At 64.0% G+C, this 14,530-nt stretch carries 13 protein-coding genes and 6 tRNA genes; 17 read left to right on the forward strand and 2 right to left on the reverse strand.

All coding sequences use genetic code 11. The features are described from left to right. Positions 1–12: 12 nt before the first annotated feature. The 12 genes from phbB (at position 13) to Tharo_RS05905 (ending at position 7,354) form a co-directional block, all read left to right on the forward strand. A complete protein-coding gene (gene phbB, locus Tharo_RS05850; protein WP_107220394.1) occupies positions 13–753 on the forward strand; it encodes a beta-ketoacyl-ACP reductase in 741 nt (246 codons plus the stop codon). A gap of 118 nt (positions 754–871) precedes the next feature. Beyond that, complete coding sequence (phaR, locus tag Tharo_RS05855) at positions 872–1,462, forward strand: polyhydroxyalkanoate synthesis repressor PhaR (protein ID WP_107220395.1); 591 nt, start codon at positions 872–874, stop codon at positions 1,460–1,462. A gap of 64 nt (positions 1,463–1,526) precedes the next feature. Then, a complete protein-coding gene (gene rimO / locus Tharo_RS05860) occupies positions 1,527–2,858 on the forward strand; it encodes a 30S ribosomal protein S12 methylthiotransferase RimO (RefSeq protein ID WP_107220396.1) in 1,332 nt (443 codons plus the stop codon). Between the two features lie 40 nt (positions 2,859–2,898). Beyond that, positions 2,899–3,879, forward strand: a complete 981-nt coding sequence (gene rssA, locus Tharo_RS05865) for a patatin-like phospholipase RssA (RefSeq protein ID WP_107220397.1) — start codon at positions 2,899–2,901, stop codon at positions 3,877–3,879. A 17-nt stretch (positions 3,880–3,896) separates the two neighbouring features. Further along, on the forward strand, positions 3,897–5,339 hold the full coding sequence (locus Tharo_RS05870; RefSeq protein WP_107220398.1) for an FAD-binding oxidoreductase: 1,443 nt from the start codon (positions 3,897–3,899) through the stop codon (positions 5,337–5,339). An 89-nt stretch (positions 5,340–5,428) separates the two neighbouring features. Continuing rightward, a tRNA-Ala gene (locus Tharo_RS05875) sits at positions 5,429–5,504 on the forward strand. 22 nt (positions 5,505–5,526) lie between these two features. After that, a tRNA-Glu gene (locus Tharo_RS05880) sits at positions 5,527–5,602 on the forward strand. A 65-nt stretch (positions 5,603–5,667) separates the two neighbouring features. Beyond that, positions 5,668–5,744, forward strand: a tRNA-Asp gene (locus Tharo_RS05885). Between the two features lie 95 nt (positions 5,745–5,839). Continuing rightward, a tRNA-Ala gene (locus Tharo_RS05890) sits at positions 5,840–5,915 on the forward strand. A 22-nt stretch (positions 5,916–5,937) separates the two neighbouring features. Further along, positions 5,938–6,013: transfer RNA gene (locus Tharo_RS05895), tRNA-Glu, on the forward strand. Positions 6,014–6,076: 63 nt separating this feature from the next. Continuing rightward, positions 6,077–6,153, forward strand: a tRNA-Asp gene (locus Tharo_RS05900). Positions 6,154–6,433: 280 nt separating this feature from the next. After that, entirely contained in the window at positions 6,434–7,354 is a 921-nt protein-coding gene (locus tag Tharo_RS05905) for a 3-hydroxybutyryl-CoA dehydrogenase (protein ID WP_159051664.1), read from the forward strand. An 83-nt stretch (positions 7,355–7,437) separates the two neighbouring features. On the opposite strand, the gene rho is transcribed toward Tharo_RS05905, so the two are convergent. Next, positions 7,438–8,697 carry a transcription termination factor Rho gene (gene rho / locus Tharo_RS05910; RefSeq protein ID WP_281257446.1) on the reverse strand — a complete coding sequence of 420 codons (1,260 nt, stop codon included), beginning with the start codon at positions 8,695–8,697 and terminating at the stop codon, positions 7,438–7,440. Positions 8,698–8,875: 178 nt separating this feature from the next. Then, a complete protein-coding gene (gene trxA, locus Tharo_RS05915; protein ID WP_107220401.1) occupies positions 8,876–9,202 on the reverse strand; it encodes a thioredoxin TrxA in 327 nt (108 codons plus the stop codon). 296 nt (positions 9,203–9,498) lie between these two features. On the opposite strand from trxA, the gene fdxA reads away from it, so the two are divergent. The 5 genes from fdxA (at position 9,499) to ilvN (ending at position 14,447) form a co-directional block, all read left to right on the forward strand. Then, a complete protein-coding gene (gene fdxA, locus Tharo_RS05920; RefSeq protein ID WP_107220402.1) occupies positions 9,499–9,822 on the forward strand; it encodes a ferredoxin FdxA in 324 nt (107 codons plus the stop codon). Positions 9,823–9,923: 101 nt separating this feature from the next. After that, the gene (locus Tharo_RS05925) at positions 9,924–10,385 is read left to right on the forward strand and encodes a CBS domain-containing protein (protein WP_107220403.1); all 462 of its coding nucleotides are present in this window, start codon (positions 9,924–9,926) and stop codon (positions 10,383–10,385) included. Positions 10,386–10,488: 103 nt separating this feature from the next. After that, the gene (locus Tharo_RS05930) at positions 10,489–12,171 is read left to right on the forward strand and encodes an AMP-binding protein (protein ID WP_107220404.1); all 1,683 of its coding nucleotides are present in this window, start codon (positions 10,489–10,491) and stop codon (positions 12,169–12,171) included. A 291-nt stretch (positions 12,172–12,462) separates the two neighbouring features. Further along, positions 12,463–14,130, forward strand: coding sequence for an acetolactate synthase large subunit (ilvB, locus tag Tharo_RS05935; RefSeq protein WP_107220405.1), 1,668 nt, complete (start codon positions 12,463–12,465; stop codon positions 14,128–14,130). After that, positions 14,130–14,447, forward strand: coding sequence for an acetolactate synthase small subunit (gene ilvN, locus Tharo_RS05940; RefSeq protein WP_107220406.1), 318 nt, complete (start codon positions 14,130–14,132; stop codon positions 14,445–14,447). Before ilvB ends, ilvN begins: the two co-directional genes overlap by 1 nt. The last annotated feature ends 83 nt before the right edge of the window (positions 14,448–14,530 follow it).

Raw genomic sequence — 14,530 nt, forward strand, 5'->3', positions numbered from 1 at the left:
AAGGATCACAACATGTCCCAGAAAATCGCCCTCGTAACGGGCGCAATGGGCGGCCTCGGCACCGCGATCTGCCAGTCCCTTGCCAGGGACGGCATGAAGGTGGTGGCGAACTGCCTGCCCGGTTTCGATCAGAAAGAGGGGTGGCTGGCAGCCCAGCGCGACCTGGGGTTCAATTTCATTGCCGCGGAAGGGGATGTTTCCGACTACGATTCCTGTGCGGCGATGGTCGCCAGGATCGAAGCCGAAGTCGGTCCGGTCGATGTGCTGGTGAATAATGCCGGCATCACCCGCGACAAGTTCTTCCCCAAGATGCAGAAAGCGCAGTGGGATGCGGTGATCAACACCAACCTGAACAGCCTGTTCAACGTGACTCATCACGTCTCGGCGAAGATGGCCGAACGTGGCTGGGGGCGGATCATCAGCATTTCGTCGGTGAACGGGGTCAAGGGACAGGCTGGCCAGACCAACTATTCCGCGGCCAAGGCCGGCGTGCTCGGCTTCACCAAGGCACTGGCGGCCGAGCTTGCGACGAAAGGGGTCACGGTCAATGCCGTCGCACCGGGCTACGTCGGCACCGAGATGGTGATGGCGATCCGCGACGACATCCGCCAGGGCATCATCGACACCATCCCGATGGGACGTCTGGGGCGCCCGGACGAGATCGGCGACCTGTGCGCCTATCTCGCCTCGGACAAGGCGGCCTACATCACCGGTGCTACCATCAACATCAACGGCGGCCTCCACATGTGCTGATGGTGCACTGTGTCAGGCGCGTGATCACGAAACCCCGTCCTCCGACGGGGTTTCGTTTTCGCACCGCGATATAATCCACCAGCAAGCGCGGAACGGCCCGCACCGAGGAGATGGAGAAATGCCCGAGCAGCAGCGCCTGATCAAGAAATATCCCAACCGCCGTCTATACGACACCCGCACCAGTTCCTACATCACGCTGTCCGACGTCAAGGAACTGGTGCTGGGCAATGAGGAGTTCCAGGTCGTCGATGCGAAGACGGGGGAAGATCTGACGCGCAGTATCCTGCTGCAGATCATCCTCGAGGAAGAGGCGGGGGGAGCGCCGATGTTTACCAGCGACCTGCTCGCGCACATGATCCGTTTTTATGGCAATGCCATGCAGGGGATGATGGGCAAGTATCTGGAAAGCAACATCAAGGCCTTTACCGAAATGCAGGGCAAGCTTCAGGATCAGGCCCGCGCGATCTACGGCGAGAACAGCCCGGTCGGGCAGGACCTCTGGGCCCAGTTCCTGAACTTCCAGGGGCCGGCGCTGCAGAGCATGATGGGCGCCTACGTGGACCAGTCCCGCAAAATGTTCGAGCAAATGCAGCAGCAGCTCGAAAGCCAGACCCGCAACATGTTCACCGGCTTCCAGTTCCCTCAGTACGCCAGGCCCGGCGAGGAGCGCACCGCACCCGCCGCCGGGAAGGGCGACTCCGACAAGTAAGACCCGAACCGGCGTACCGCTTCGAGCGTACGCCGATTCGGCTGCTGACAAGGCTCGCGCCAGCATGACCACGCTCAAAACTCCGGAACTGCCGCGCATCGGCATGGTGTCCCTCGGCTGCCCGAAAGCAACGGTGGATTCCGAACACATCCTGACCCGGCTGCGCGCTGAAGGTTACTCGATTTCCGGCAGCTACGACGACGCCGATCTGGTGGTGGTGAATACCTGCGGTTTCATCGATGCGGCGGTCGAAGAGTCGCTCGATGCGATCGGCGAGGCGCTCGCCGAGAATGGCAAGGTCATCGTCACCGGTTGCCTCGGGGCGAAGGACGACATCGTCCTCGCCACCCATCCGCAGGTGCTGGCGGTGACCGGCCCGCATGCCGCCGAAGAGGTGATGCATGCCGTCCATAAGTATCTTCCCAAGCCCCACGATCCGTTTACCGATCTGGTGCCGCCGCAGGGCATCCGTCTGACGCCGCAGCACTACGCTTACCTGAAGATTTCCGAAGGCTGCAATCACCGCTGCTCCTTTTGCATCATTCCGTCGATGCGCGGTGATCTGGTCAGTCGGCCGATCCACGAAGTGATGCGCGAGGCCGAGGCGTTGGCCGAGGCCGGGGTGAAAGAGATCCTGGTGATTTCGCAGGACACCTCCGCCTACGGCGTCGATGTCAAGTACCGCACCGGGTTCTGGGGCGGTCGCCCGGTGAAGACCCGCCTGCTTGAACTCGCCACGGCCCTGGGTGAGCTCGGGATCTGGATCCGTATGCACTACGTGTACCCGTATCCGAGCGTAGACGAGCTGATCCCGCTGATGGCCGAAGGCCGCATCCTGCCGTACCTGGATGTGCCCTTCCAGCACGCCAGCCCGAAAATCCTGAAGGCGATGAAGCGCCCGGCGAATGCCGAGAACGTGCTCGAGCGCGTGCGCAAGTGGCGCAGCATCTGCCCGGATCTGACCATCCGCTCGACTTTCATCACCGGTTTCCCGGGCGAGACCGAGGACGACTTCGAGATGCTGCTGAACTTCCTCGAGGAAGCCCGCCTCGACCGCGTTGGCGCGTTCGCCTATTCGCCGGTGGAAGGGGCGGCCGCGAATGAGCTGCCCGGTGCCGTGCCCGATGATATCCGGGAGGAGCGGCGGGCGCGGTTGATGGATTTCCAGGAGGACATCTCCACCCAGCGCCTCGAGGCGAAGATCGGCCGCGAGATGACTGTACTCGTGGACGAAGTCGATGAGGAGGGAGCGTTCGCGCGTTCGCCGGGGGATGCGCCGGAAGTCGATGGGTTGGTGATCATTCCCGACGGCGACGGTCTGGTGCCGGGCGATTTCGCGCGGGTGCGGATCACCGATTGCGATGTCCATGATCTTTACGCTGAACGTCTGGACTGAGCTTCGAGCCCGGCGCCGGCCCGTGGTCCCGGAGTAGCGCATGAGCAAGGCGGCGCCGAGTTCAGGGGCCATCCCGGCGGTGGCGCGCAAGCCTCACACTCCGGTGGTCGGGGTTGCGCTGGGCAGCGGGGCGGCGCGCGGCTGGGCGCATCTGGGCGTGCTGCGCGCGCTGGCAGGCGAAGGCATCGTTCCCGACGTCATCTCCGGCTGCTCGATCGGGGCGTTCGTCGGCGCTGCCGCCGCATCGGGGGATCTCGACAAGCTCATCCGCTGGGCGGAGGCGCTGAAATGGCAGGATGTGATGTCCCTGCTCGACGTTTCCCTGCGCGGCGGCTTGATCAAGGGCGAGCGCCTGATCGGCTTTTTCGAGCGCAACTTCACCGACCGCGACTTCTCCGAGCTCGACCTGCGCTTCGCCTGTGTTGCGACCGAGTTGTCGACCGGGCGCGAAATCTGGCTCCATGACGGCAGCGTGGCGGCGGCGGTGCGGGCGTCGATCGCGCTGCCCGGGTTGATGACGCCGGTCATGCACGACGGGCGCGTGCTCGTCGATGGCGGTCTGGTCAACCCGGTGCCGGTGTCGCTGTGCAGGGCGATGGGCGCGGATATCGTGATCGCCGTCGATCTCGGTTCGGACATCGTCGGTCGTGCCGCGCGTCGTACCGTGCCCCAGCCGGTCGCGGAAGTGGATGCCGAAACAGGGTGGACGGAGCGCTTGTTCACCCGTTTCGCCTCCGCCGCCGGCGAGAGCCTGGCCCAGGCGCGGGCCGCCGCATTTGCCGATGACGGCGGACTGCCCTCGCTGATCTCGGTGATCAGCTCCAGCCTCAACATCATGCAGGTCCGGATCGCCCGCAGCCGCCTGGCGGGTGACCCCGCCGACGTGCTGATTGCTCCGCGGGTCGGCCAACTCGCCCTGATGGATTACCACCGCGCCGCTGAGGCGATCGCCGAAGGAGAGGCCGCCGTGGCCCGCATGCGCCCGCTGCTGCACGAGGTGATGGGGCGCGACACGGACTGAAGAGGGGGAGAAACACGATGGGCGAACTGCTCGCCGCACTGGTCCGCGCGGTCGGCGCCGACTACGTGCTGACCGCGCCGGAGGACATGGCGCCCTTTCTGACCGACTGGCGCGGGCGTTACCACGGCGATGCCCTGGCGGTGGTGAAACCGTTGACCACGGCGCAGGTGGCCGAAGTGGTTTCGATCTGTTCCCGGGCGGGGATCGCGATCGTCCCCCAGGGCGGCAATACCGGCTTGTGCGGTGGCGCGACGCCACTGCCCGGCGGCCGGGCTGTGGTACTCGGACTGTCCCGGCTCGACCGCATCCGGGCACTCGACACCGACAACGACACGCTCTGCGTCGATGCCGGCTGCACGCTGGCGGCGGTGCAGCATGCGGCCGCCGCGGCCGACCGCCTGTTTCCGCTGGCGCTGGCTTCCGAAGGCAGCTGCCTGATCGGGGGCAATCTGTCGACCAATGCCGGCGGGGTGCAGGTGCTGCGCTACGGGAATGCCCGTGAGCTCGTGCTCGGGCTGGAGGTGGTGCTGCCCGACGGGCGGGTGTGGAATGGTTTGCGCGGCCTGCGCAAGGACAACACCGGCTACGACCTGAAACAGCTGTTCATCGGTGCCGAGGGAACGCTGGGGGTCATCACGGCAGCGGTGCTGAAGCTGTTCCCGGCGATCCGTTCGCGCGCTACCGCTTGGGTGGCCGTGCCCGACCCGCAGTCCGCCGTCCGCCTGCTCGGTCTGCTGAGATCGCACTGTGGCGATCGGGTCAGCGCTTTTGAGATCATCGGCCGCAGCGCTCTTGAACTCGTGCTCGAGCATATTCCTGCGGCCCGCAATCCTCTTCCCCGGATGGCTCCATGGGCGGTGTTGGTCGAACTGTCCGATGCCGCGGCCGATGCCGCTCTGGAGGCGAAGCTGCTGGAAGTCCTGAGCCTGGGGGGCGAGCAGGGGCTGGTCGAAGATGCGGCGATCGCCGCAAGCATTGTGCAGGCACAGGCGCTGTGGACGTTGCGCGAGAGCATCTCGGAGGCCCAGCGCATCGAAGGCCTCAGCATCAAGCACGATGTCGCCGTGCCGGTCAGCCGCATTCCCGAGTTTCTCGAGCGGGCGGGTGCAGCGCTGCACAGGGTATGGCCCGAAGTGCGCATCGTGGCCTTCGGCCATATCGGCGACGGCAATCTGCACTTCAACCTGTCCAAGCCGGACGCTGCGGATAACGCGGCCTTCATCGAGCGGACGCCCGAGGCGAACCGGATCGTGCATGACCTGGTAACGGGGCTCGGCGGCTCGATTTCGGCCGAGCACGGTCTCGGTCAGCTCAAACGCGACGAAATCTTGCGCTACAAGTCGGCCGTCGAGATGGATATGATGCGTACGATCAAGCAGGCTTTCGACCCGCGAGGGCTGATGAATCCGGGCAAGCTGCTGCAGCTCGAACGTCAGGATACGGGCGCGGCTGTAGGGTAGAGCCGCCAGTGTTGGGCCAACTTAAAATAAAGTGCGAAAGAGGTTTACAACGATTCGGTCGAATCCTATAATGCGCGCTCTTCGGTGACGGGGGTATAGCTCAGCTGGGAGAGCGCTTGCATGGCATGCAAGAGGTCAGCGGTTCGATCCCGCTTACCTCCACCAACACGAAGTTTTGCAGTATGTAGTCCCCATCGTCTAGAGGCCTAGGACACCGCCCTTTCACGGCGATAACCGGGGTTCGAATCCCCGTGGGGACGCCAGTTAAGGTGCTTCAGCCATAAAGCTGAAGTGCAAAACCGGCAGCGATGTCGGTGCAGGTCAGTGCGGAGTGGTAGTTCAGTCGGTTAGAATACCGGCCTGTCACGCCGGGGGTCGCGGGTTCGAGTCCCGTCCACTCCGCCAGTTTCAAGCAGGCTGTCGCCTGTTCTGCCCTGAAGTCGAAGTGTCGGGGCAGTTGCGGTAAGCTTGCGTGCAAGATACAATCGCCAGCTCGTTGTGGGGGTATAGCTCAGCTGGGAGAGCGCTTGCATGGCATGCAAGAGGTCAGCGGTTCGATCCCGCTTACCTCCACCAACACGAAGTTTTGCAGTATGTAGTCCCCATCGTCTAGAGGCCTAGGACACCGCCCTTTCACGGCGATAACCGGGGTTCGAATCCCCGTGGGGACGCCACACACGGCTTGCCAGCCTCGGCTGGTGGGCGAAGCCGGCGCTAGCGCCGGTGCAGGTCAGCGCGGAGTGGTAGTTCAGTCGGTTAGAATACCGGCCTGTCACGCCGGGGGTCGCGGGTTCGAGTCCCGTCCACTCCGCCACCAAAAAGGGAGCCTTCGGGCTCCCTTTTTTCCGTGCACGCCGAGCATGGATGCGCTCTTCGGGGGAGGCTGCGCGTGGCAGGCGGGTTCTGGTTGGTGCATGCCGATCGCCGCCACTTTGCCGCGCCACGGGAAGCGGCGAGGCTTGCCTTTGTGTCTGCCATCGATTTCCGTGGTTTCCGTCCGGGCGCAGGGGGAATGGCGGACATCGCCATGTGGCAAGTGCTGGTGCGAGCGGACCGAATCCGCTAAAGTGCCTGCCCATACGTACCGGTATGGAATGAGCGGCTTCCGCTTCACGGTACGCCATAGATCAATTGGACAATTGGACAGGAGCGAAACGAGGATGGCTATCGGCAAGATCGGAGTCGTTGGGGCGGGGACGATGGGAAATGGCATCACCCAGGCGTTCGCCGTTGCAGGGCAGGATGTGATCATGATGGACGTCGGCCAGCCGCAAATCCAGCGCGGCCTGGATACCATCAGCGCCAGCCTGGAGCGGCTGGTCAAGAAGGACAAGATGAGCGCCGAGCAGAAAGCTGCGGCGATGGCGCGGATTGCCACCGCCACTTCGTCGTCGGCCTTGGCGGACTGCGACCTGGTGATCGAGGCTGCGACCGAAAACCTGGAGCTCAAGCTCAAGATATTCGCCGACCTCGACCGCGTCATGAAGAGCGAGGCGATTCTGGCCAGCAATACCTCGTCGATTTCCATTACCAAGCTCGCCGCGGCGACCTCGCGCCCGGACCGGGTGATCGGCATGCACTTCTTCAATCCGGTGCCGATGATGGCGCTGGTCGAGCTCATCCGCGGGCTGCAGACGAGCGACCGGACCTATGCCGCGGTCGAAGCGGTCGCCAAGGTGATCGGGAAGACTCCGGTTCAGATCAAGAACAGCCCCGGGTTCGTGGTGAACCGCATGCTGTGCCCGATGATCAACGAGGCGATTTTCGCCCTCGGCGAAGGTCTGGCTACGGCGGCCGAGATTGACGAGGCGATGAAGCTCGGCTGCAACCATCCGATCGGTCCGCTGGCGCTGGGTGACCTGATTGGCCTGGATGTCGAACTGGCGGTGATGCAGGTGCTGTTCGAGGGCTTCAAGGATCCTAAATACCGTCCCGCTCCGCTGCTGGTGGAGATGGTGGAGGCCGGGTATCTCGGACGCAAGACGGGGAAGGGTTTTTACGACTACGGCCAATGATGGCGTAGCCGGGCAAACCAAGAAAAAACGCCATCACGTGACTGATGGCGTTTTTCGTTGTGCCGGACTTTCTGCCGGGCTTGCTAGCCGCGACCCGAACGCATCGCGTCGAAGAACTCGGCATTGCTCTTGGTGGCCTTGATCTTGTCGAGGAGAAACTCCATCGCGTCGATGTCGTCCATGCCGTACAGCAGCTTGCGCAGGATCCACACTTTCTGCAGCACGTCGGCCTTGAGCAGCAACTCTTCGCGCCGTGTGCCGGAACGGTTGACGTTGATCGCCGGGTAGACGCGCTTTTCCGCCATGCGCCGGTCGAGGTGGAGCTCCATGTTGCCGGTGCCCTTGAATTCCTCGTAGATCACGTCGTCCATGCGGCTGCCGGTGTCGATCAGCGCGGTGGCGAGGATGGTGAGCGAGCCGCCTTCTTCGATGTTGCGCGCCGCACCGAAAAAGCGCTTTGGCTTTTGCAGTGCATTGGCGTCCACGCCGCCGGTCAGCACCTTGCCGGAAGCCGGCACGACGGTGTTGTAGGCGCGGGCGAGGCGGGTCAGCGAGTCGAGCAGGATCACCACGTCGTACTTGTGCTCGGTCAGGCGCTTGGCCTTCTCGATCACCATCTCGGCGACCTGGACGTGGCGGGTCGCGGGCTCGTCGAAAGTCGAGGCCACGACTTCACCCTTCACCGAGCGCAGCATTTCCGTCACTTCTTCCGGGCGCTCGTCGATCAGCAGCACGATCAGCTTGACGTCCGGATGGTTGGTGGCGATCGCGTGGGCGATGTGCTGGAGCATGACCGTCTTGCCGCTCTTGGGCGGAGCGACGAGCAGGCCGCGCTGGCCCTTGCCGATCGGCGCGATCATGTCGATCACGCGGCTGGTGATGTTCTCCTCGCCACGGATTTCGCGCTCGAGCTTGAAGCACTCCTGCGGATGCAGCGGAGTCAGGTTCTCGAACAGGATCTTGCTCTTGCACTCTTCCGGCGGGCGGCCGTTGATGCGGTCGAGCTTGACCAGCGCGAAGTAGCGCTCGCCATCCTTTGGCGTGCGGATCTCGCCTTCGATGGTGTCGCCGGTGCGCAGGTTGAAGCGCCGGATCTGCGAGGGCGAGACGTAGATGTCGTCGGTCCCGGCCAGATACGAGGTGTCGGGCGAGCGCAGGAAGCCGAAGCCGTCGGGCAGGACTTCGAGCGCGCCGTCGCCATAGATCGGCTCACCCTTCTTCGCCCGATTCTTGAGCAGGGCGAAGACGAGTTCCTGTTTCCGCAGCCGGTTCGCGCCTTCGATCTCGTTTTCGACCGCCATCTGCAGCAGTTCGCTGACATGGAGGGCCTTGAGCTCCGACAGGTGGAGTCCGGGCCCGGCGGATTCACCGGATGAAGAAGCCGTTTCCTCGTACGTCCCTTCGACGTCGAAGAGTTCGTTTTCGGGCGGGGTGTTCTGGGGGGGATTACCGTCGCGGTTGCGCGTGCCACGGCGTCGGGCACGCGAAGAGCCGCGAGAACGGGCCGGAGCCTGGTCCGGCTTAGATGTTGCTGTCAATGAAGGCGGTCAGTTGAGATTTGGAAAGGGCGCCCACTTTGGTCGCCTCGACATTGCCGCCCTTGAACAGCATCAGCGTGGGAATGCCGCGGATGCCGTACTTGGCCGGGGTTTCCTGGTTTTCGTCGATGTTGAGCTTGGCGACCTTGAGTTTGCCGGCGTAATCCTTTGCGACGTCGTCAAGGATGGGGGCGATCATCTTGCACGGGCCGCACCATTCTGCCCAGTAATCGACCAGCACCGGGATCTGGGACTGCAGCACTTCGGCTTCGAAGCTGCCGTCGGTCACATAGTGAATATGCTCGCTCATGATTCCTCACGTCAGGGATAGCAGATGTCAACGAGAGTCTGGGACTGTGCTCGCGGGGGTACTGCTCGGATGGGGGCGGAGTGGCGGAGAGCGCACACCGGATGCGGAAGGCAGGCGCCTCCCTGAAGAAGTTCAGCAGGAAGTTATGCGAAGGCGGCAGTCGCGTCAAGAAAATTGACCGCTTCCTCCATTATTTGTTGTGCCGGACCGTGGCGAAAAAGCAAACGACTGCACTATATTGCGGATGCGCTCCGCACGTCGATGCGGGCGGCCGCTATCCCCAAGGAGAAAACATCATGGCTTACGTTGTGACCGAGAGCTGCATCCGCTGCAAATATACCGATTGTGTCGATGTCTGCCCGGTGGATTGCTTCCGGGAAGGTCCGAATTTCCTGGTGATCGACCCCGACGAGTGCATCGACTGTACCTTGTGCGTGGCCGAGTGCCCGGTCGAGGCCATCTTCGCCGAGGATGACGTGCCTCAGGACCAGCAGCGCTTCATCGCCCTCAATGCCGAACTTGCCAAGCAGTGGAAGCCGATCGTCGAGCGCAAGGACGCGTTGCCCGATGCCGAGGACTGGGCGAAGGTAAAAGGCAAACTGGGCGAACTCAAGCGCTGAAACCCTGCTGACGACCGGGGTTCCGCTTTGCCTCGCCCGGGCGATGCACTAAGATGGCGCACAGTCGATTGTTCGGTAAACACGGAGTGCAAGGGGGCGTCATGTTGGTGAGCGAGATTCTCGCGATCAAGGGTAAGGTGCTGTTCACCATCGGGCCCGGCAGAAGTGTCGCGGAAGCGGTCGAAATCATGAACGAGCAGGATGTCGGCTCGCTGGTGGTCTTTTCCGGCGGACGGATGACGGGAATGCTCACTTTTCGCGAGGTGCTGCAGGCCGTGCAGCGCGGAGGGGCGGACTGGCAGGCGCTCAGCGTCGAGGACGTGATGGTCCGGGATCCGTTCGCCGCCTCGCCGAACATGGAAATGGACGAGTTGCGTCGCCTGATGGTCGAACATCACCAGCGCTATCTGCCGGTGATGGACGAGCACATTCTTCTTGGCGTGGTCAGCTTCCACGATGTCGCCAAGGCAGTGCTGGAAGAGCAAAGCTTCGAGAACCGCATGCTGAAGAACTACATCCGCAACTGGCCCGAAGCCGAAGAGGGCGAACAGCCGGGGAAGTGAGGGCGCGGGTTTTCGGCGCGGCGCGCGGGACGCAGGTTCTGCACGGGTGCTGCGAAAGCGCGGGAGGCCGGTCCGCGTGTTTTCCGCGGTGGGAGGAACGGGCGTGGACAAGATCTGGCTGAGAAGTTACCCGCCAGGCGTGCCGGACGAAATCGACGTCGACGAATTCCGTTCGCTGGGCGAACTCTTCGCCCGCAGCGTCGCTCGTTTTCCGGCCAAAACGGCTTATGTCTGCATGGGGCGTGCGATCACCTATGCCGAACTGGGTGCCCGATCGGCGCGCTTCGCAGCGTATCTCCAAGGAGAGCTCGGTTTGCGCAAGGGCGCGCGCGTCGCCCTGATGATGCCGAACCTGCTGCAGTACCCGATCGCGATGTTCGGCGCGCTGCGCGGCGGATACACCGTGGTCAATGTCAATCCGCTTTACACCGCGCGGGAGCTGGCGCACCAGCTCGCCGACTCGGGCGCCGAGGCGATCGTCATCCTCGAGAACTTCGCCCACACGCTCGAGCAGGTGCATGCGGGCCTGGCGCTGAAGCAGGTGATCGTCACCAGCGTTGGCGAAATGCTGGGTTTCCCCAGAGGGGCAATCACCGATTTTGTCCTCCGCCGAATCCGGAGGATGGTTCCGCCATGGCGCATCGATGGTGCGATCCGCTTCTCGCAGGCGCTCGCCCGAGGGGCGGCGCACCCGTTGCAGCCGGTTGATACCGGCCATGACGACATCGCCTACCTGCAGTACACCGGCGGCACCACCGGGGTGGCCAAAGGGGTGGTGCTGACTCACCGCAACATCATCGCCAATTTGCAGCAGGCCCACGCCTGGATCCGGCCCGTCGTGCGCGAGGGCGAGGAAACCATCATCACCGCGCTGCCGCTCTATCACATCTTCTCCCTGACCGCGAACTGCCTCACTTTTTTCAAGATCGGCGCGACCAACGTCCTGATCCCCAACCCGCGCGACATTCCCGCCTTCGTTGGCGAACTCCGCCGCCACCGCTTCACCGCGATCACCGGGGTCAATACCCTGTTCAATGCCCTGCTCAACAACCCGGATTTCGCCCGGCTCGATTTTTCCAGCCTGCGGGTGGCGCTCGGAGGCGGCATGGCCGTGCAGCAGGCGGTGGCCGACAAATGGCGCCGGCTGACCGGCAAGGCCCTGGTCGAAGCCTACGGTCTGACCGAAACTTCGCCTGCGGTCACGATCAATCCGCTCGACATCGGGCGCTTCAACCACTCCATCGGCCTGCCGCTGCCTTCGACCGAAATCAGCATCCGCGACGACGACGACCAGGAGCAGCCGCCGGGGCAGCGCGGAGAGCTCTGCATCCGCGGCCCGCAGGTCACGCCGGGCTACTGGAACCGCCCGCAGGAAACCGCGCGCGCGTTCACCGCCGACGGCTATCTCCGCAGCGGAGACATCGCGGTGATCGACGAGAACGGCTTCATCACCCTGGTCGACCGCAAGAAGGACATGGTCCTGGTGTCGGGCTTCAACGTGTACCCGAACGAGATCGAGGATGTCATCGCCAGCCACCCCGGCGTGCTCGAAGTGGCGGCGGTCGGTGTGCCCGACGAACATAGCGGCGAGGCGGTGAAGGTGTTTGTCGTGCGCAAGGATCCGGCCCTTACCGCCGAGGCGGTGATCGCCCACTGCCGGGCCAACCTGACCGGCTACAAGGTGCCGCGTCACGTCGAGTTCAGGACGGCGCTGCCCAAGAGCAATGTCGGCAAGGTTCTGCGCCGGGAACTGCGCGACAGCGCTTCGACGCCTGCAGCGAGCTGAGCATGCACGGACAACGTGCTTGTGCCCGGGAGCCTTTCACGATTAAACTGCGGAAACCGCTTCACCCACATTTTCCGCTTCGAGCCGCAATGTTCCCGTCCGCCCGTTCCTTCGTCCCGACCCGTACCGCAGCGGTAGTACGCGTAGTAGGCGTAGGCATGCGCGCGTCGTAACGGGACAGCTCACTCAGGCACAGCAGCAACACCAACCCCCGTCGGCGCACCAGGCCGGCGGGGGTTTTGCTTTTGTATCGCCGGTCGGGTCGCCACTTTCGCAGTCAAGGAGAAAGAGATGATGCAACTGACCGGCGCACAACTGATGGTGCGCCTTCTCGAGCGCCAGGGCGTGCGCACCATCGCCGGGATTCCCGGTGGCGCCATCCTGCCGTTTTACGACGCCCTCGCGAGCAGCGCGCAGATCCGCCACGTGCTCGCCCGCCACGAGCAGGGGGCAGGGTTCATCGCCCAGGGCATGGCGCGGGTGAGCGGAGTGCCGCAGGTGTGCGTCGCCTCCAGCGGTCCGGGCGCCACCAACCTCGTCACCGCGATTGCCGATGCCTGCCTCGATTCGATTCCGATGGTCGTCATCACCGGCCAGGTGCCGCAGGCGATGATCGGCACCGACGCCTTCCAGGAAGTGGATATCTACGGCATCACGGTGCCGGTGACCAAGCACAATTATCTGGTGCGCTCGGCCCAGGAGCTGCTGCAGGTGATCCCCGATGCGTTCCGCATCGCGATGTCGGGCCGCCCCGGGCCGGTGCTGATCGATGTTCCCAAGGACGTGCAGAACCAGCTCGTCACGGTCGATGAACTGCCGCCGCCAGCGCTGCCGGGGGTGCCGCCGGCGATCGACCTGGAGGCGGTCGAGGCGGCGGCGAAGAGGATCAATGAGGCCGAGCGGCCGGTGCTGTACCTGGGCGGCGGCGTCATCCACGGCGCTGCCGCGGAGCTCGCGGTGCGCCTTGCCGAGCAGGCCGGGCTGCCGACGACGATGACGCTGATGGCGCTCGGGGCGATGCCGATGGACCATCCGCTGTCGCTCGGCATGCTGGGCATGCACGGTGCGCGCTACACCAACTTCGTGCTCGAAGAAGCCGACCTGCTGATCTGCCTCGGTGCGCGCTTCGACGACCGCGCGATCGGCCGCGCCGCGCAGTTCTGCCCGAACGCGAAGGTGGTGCATATCGACATCGACCGCTCCGAACTGCACAAGATCCGGAATGCCCATGTCGCCATTCACGCCGATCTCGGCCCGGCGCTCGAAGCCCTGCTGCCGCGCATCAGGCCGGCCTTGCGCGAGCGCTGGCGGTCGCACGTGGAAAGCCTGAAGCTGCGCTATCCGATGCGCCTGCCGGGGGTGGATGACGTGCGCAGCCACTACGGCCTGGTCCATGCCGTGGCCGCCGCGCTCGACGACCGCGCGATCATCGCCACCGATGTCGGCCAGCACCAGATGTGGGTCGCACAGGCCTATCCTTTCCGCCGTCCGCGTCAGTGGCTGACTTCCGGCGGGCTGGGGACGATGGGCTTCGGCCTGCCGGCAGCGATCGGTGCGGCGCTGGCCGAACCCGAACGCACCGTGGTGTGCTTTACCGGCGACGGCAGCTTCAAGATGAACATCCAGGAACTGGCGACGCTGGCGGAGGAGGGGCTGAAGGTCAAGATCGTGCTGATGAACAACAGCGCGCTTGGCCTGGTGCACCAGCAACAGCATTTTTTTTACGGTAAGCGTTTGTTCGCCTCGAAATACCGCGCCGCGCCTGATTTCACCAAAATCGCCGAAGGTTTCGGCGTCGCTGCGCTCGATCTGGACCAGACCGATGACCCGCGTGAGGCCCTCGCCGAGGCCTTGCACGCGCCGGGGCCGTGCCTGATCCACGCCAGCATCGACTGCGAGCAGTTCGTCTACCCCATGGTGCCGCCGGGTGCGGCCAACACCGAAATGATCGGAGACTGATGATGATCGAACAGGTTGCCGACCCCCTGCCCCAGGCGGGCTATGCCAAAGTCGTCCTCGAGCTGGACGTGAACAATCATCCCGGGGTGATGAGCCACATCTGCAATCTCTTCGCCCGCCGTGCCTTCAACGTCGAGGGAATCCTGTGCATGCCGGTATCCGACGGCCGGCGCTCGCGCATCTGGCTGCTGGTGTTCGAGGACCAGCGCCTGGAGCAGATGGTCCGCCAGCTCGAAAAGCTCGAAGACGTCCTCACCGTGCGCCGGCACGGCACCGAACATGAGGTGTTCGAACGGCTGGAGTGCTTTTTCCACTGACGGCGCGGGGCATGCCCGTTTCGTGTGCCGGCCGAAGAGAAGGCGCCGTGATAAACTCGGCCGCGTTCCTTCCCGATGTTTCC

The organism is Thauera aromatica K172 (assembly GCF_003030465.1).
GTDB classification, from domain to species: domain Bacteria; phylum Pseudomonadota; class Gammaproteobacteria; order Burkholderiales; family Rhodocyclaceae; genus Thauera; species Thauera aromatica.

What these genes read in the sequence shown, in the direction of transcription:
- rssA (WP_107220397.1), top strand. Translation starts at nt 2,899, where the DNA reads ATGAGCAAGGCGGCGCCGAGTTCAGGGGCCATCCCGGCGGTGGCGCGC.
- ilvN (WP_107220406.1), top strand. Translation starts at nt 14,130, where the DNA reads ATGATGATCGAACAGGTTGCCGACCCCCTGCCCCAGGCGGGCTATGCC.
- phbB (WP_107220394.1), top strand. Translation starts at nt 13, where the DNA reads ATGTCCCAGAAAATCGCCCTCGTAACGGGCGCAATGGGCGGCCTCGGC.
- Tharo_RS05925 (WP_107220403.1), top strand. Translation starts at nt 9,924, where the DNA reads ATGTTGGTGAGCGAGATTCTCGCGATCAAGGGTAAGGTGCTGTTCACC.
- Tharo_RS05905 (WP_159051664.1), top strand. Translation starts at nt 6,434, where the DNA reads ATGAGCGGCTTCCGCTTCACGGTACGCCATAGATCAATTGGACAATTG.
- fdxA (WP_107220402.1), top strand. Translation starts at nt 9,499, where the DNA reads ATGGCTTACGTTGTGACCGAGAGCTGCATCCGCTGCAAATATACCGAT.
- trxA (WP_107220401.1), bottom strand. Translation starts at nt 9,202, where the DNA reads ATGAGCGAGCATATTCACTATGTGACCGACGGCAGCTTCGAAGCCGAA.
- Tharo_RS05870 (WP_107220398.1), top strand. Translation starts at nt 3,897, where the DNA reads ATGGGCGAACTGCTCGCCGCACTGGTCCGCGCGGTCGGCGCCGACTAC.
- rimO (WP_107220396.1), top strand. Translation starts at nt 1,527, where the DNA reads ATGACCACGCTCAAAACTCCGGAACTGCCGCGCATCGGCATGGTGTCC.
- ilvB (WP_107220405.1), top strand. Translation starts at nt 12,463, where the DNA reads ATGATGCAACTGACCGGCGCACAACTGATGGTGCGCCTTCTCGAGCGC.
- phaR (WP_107220395.1), top strand. Translation starts at nt 872, where the DNA reads ATGCCCGAGCAGCAGCGCCTGATCAAGAAATATCCCAACCGCCGTCTA.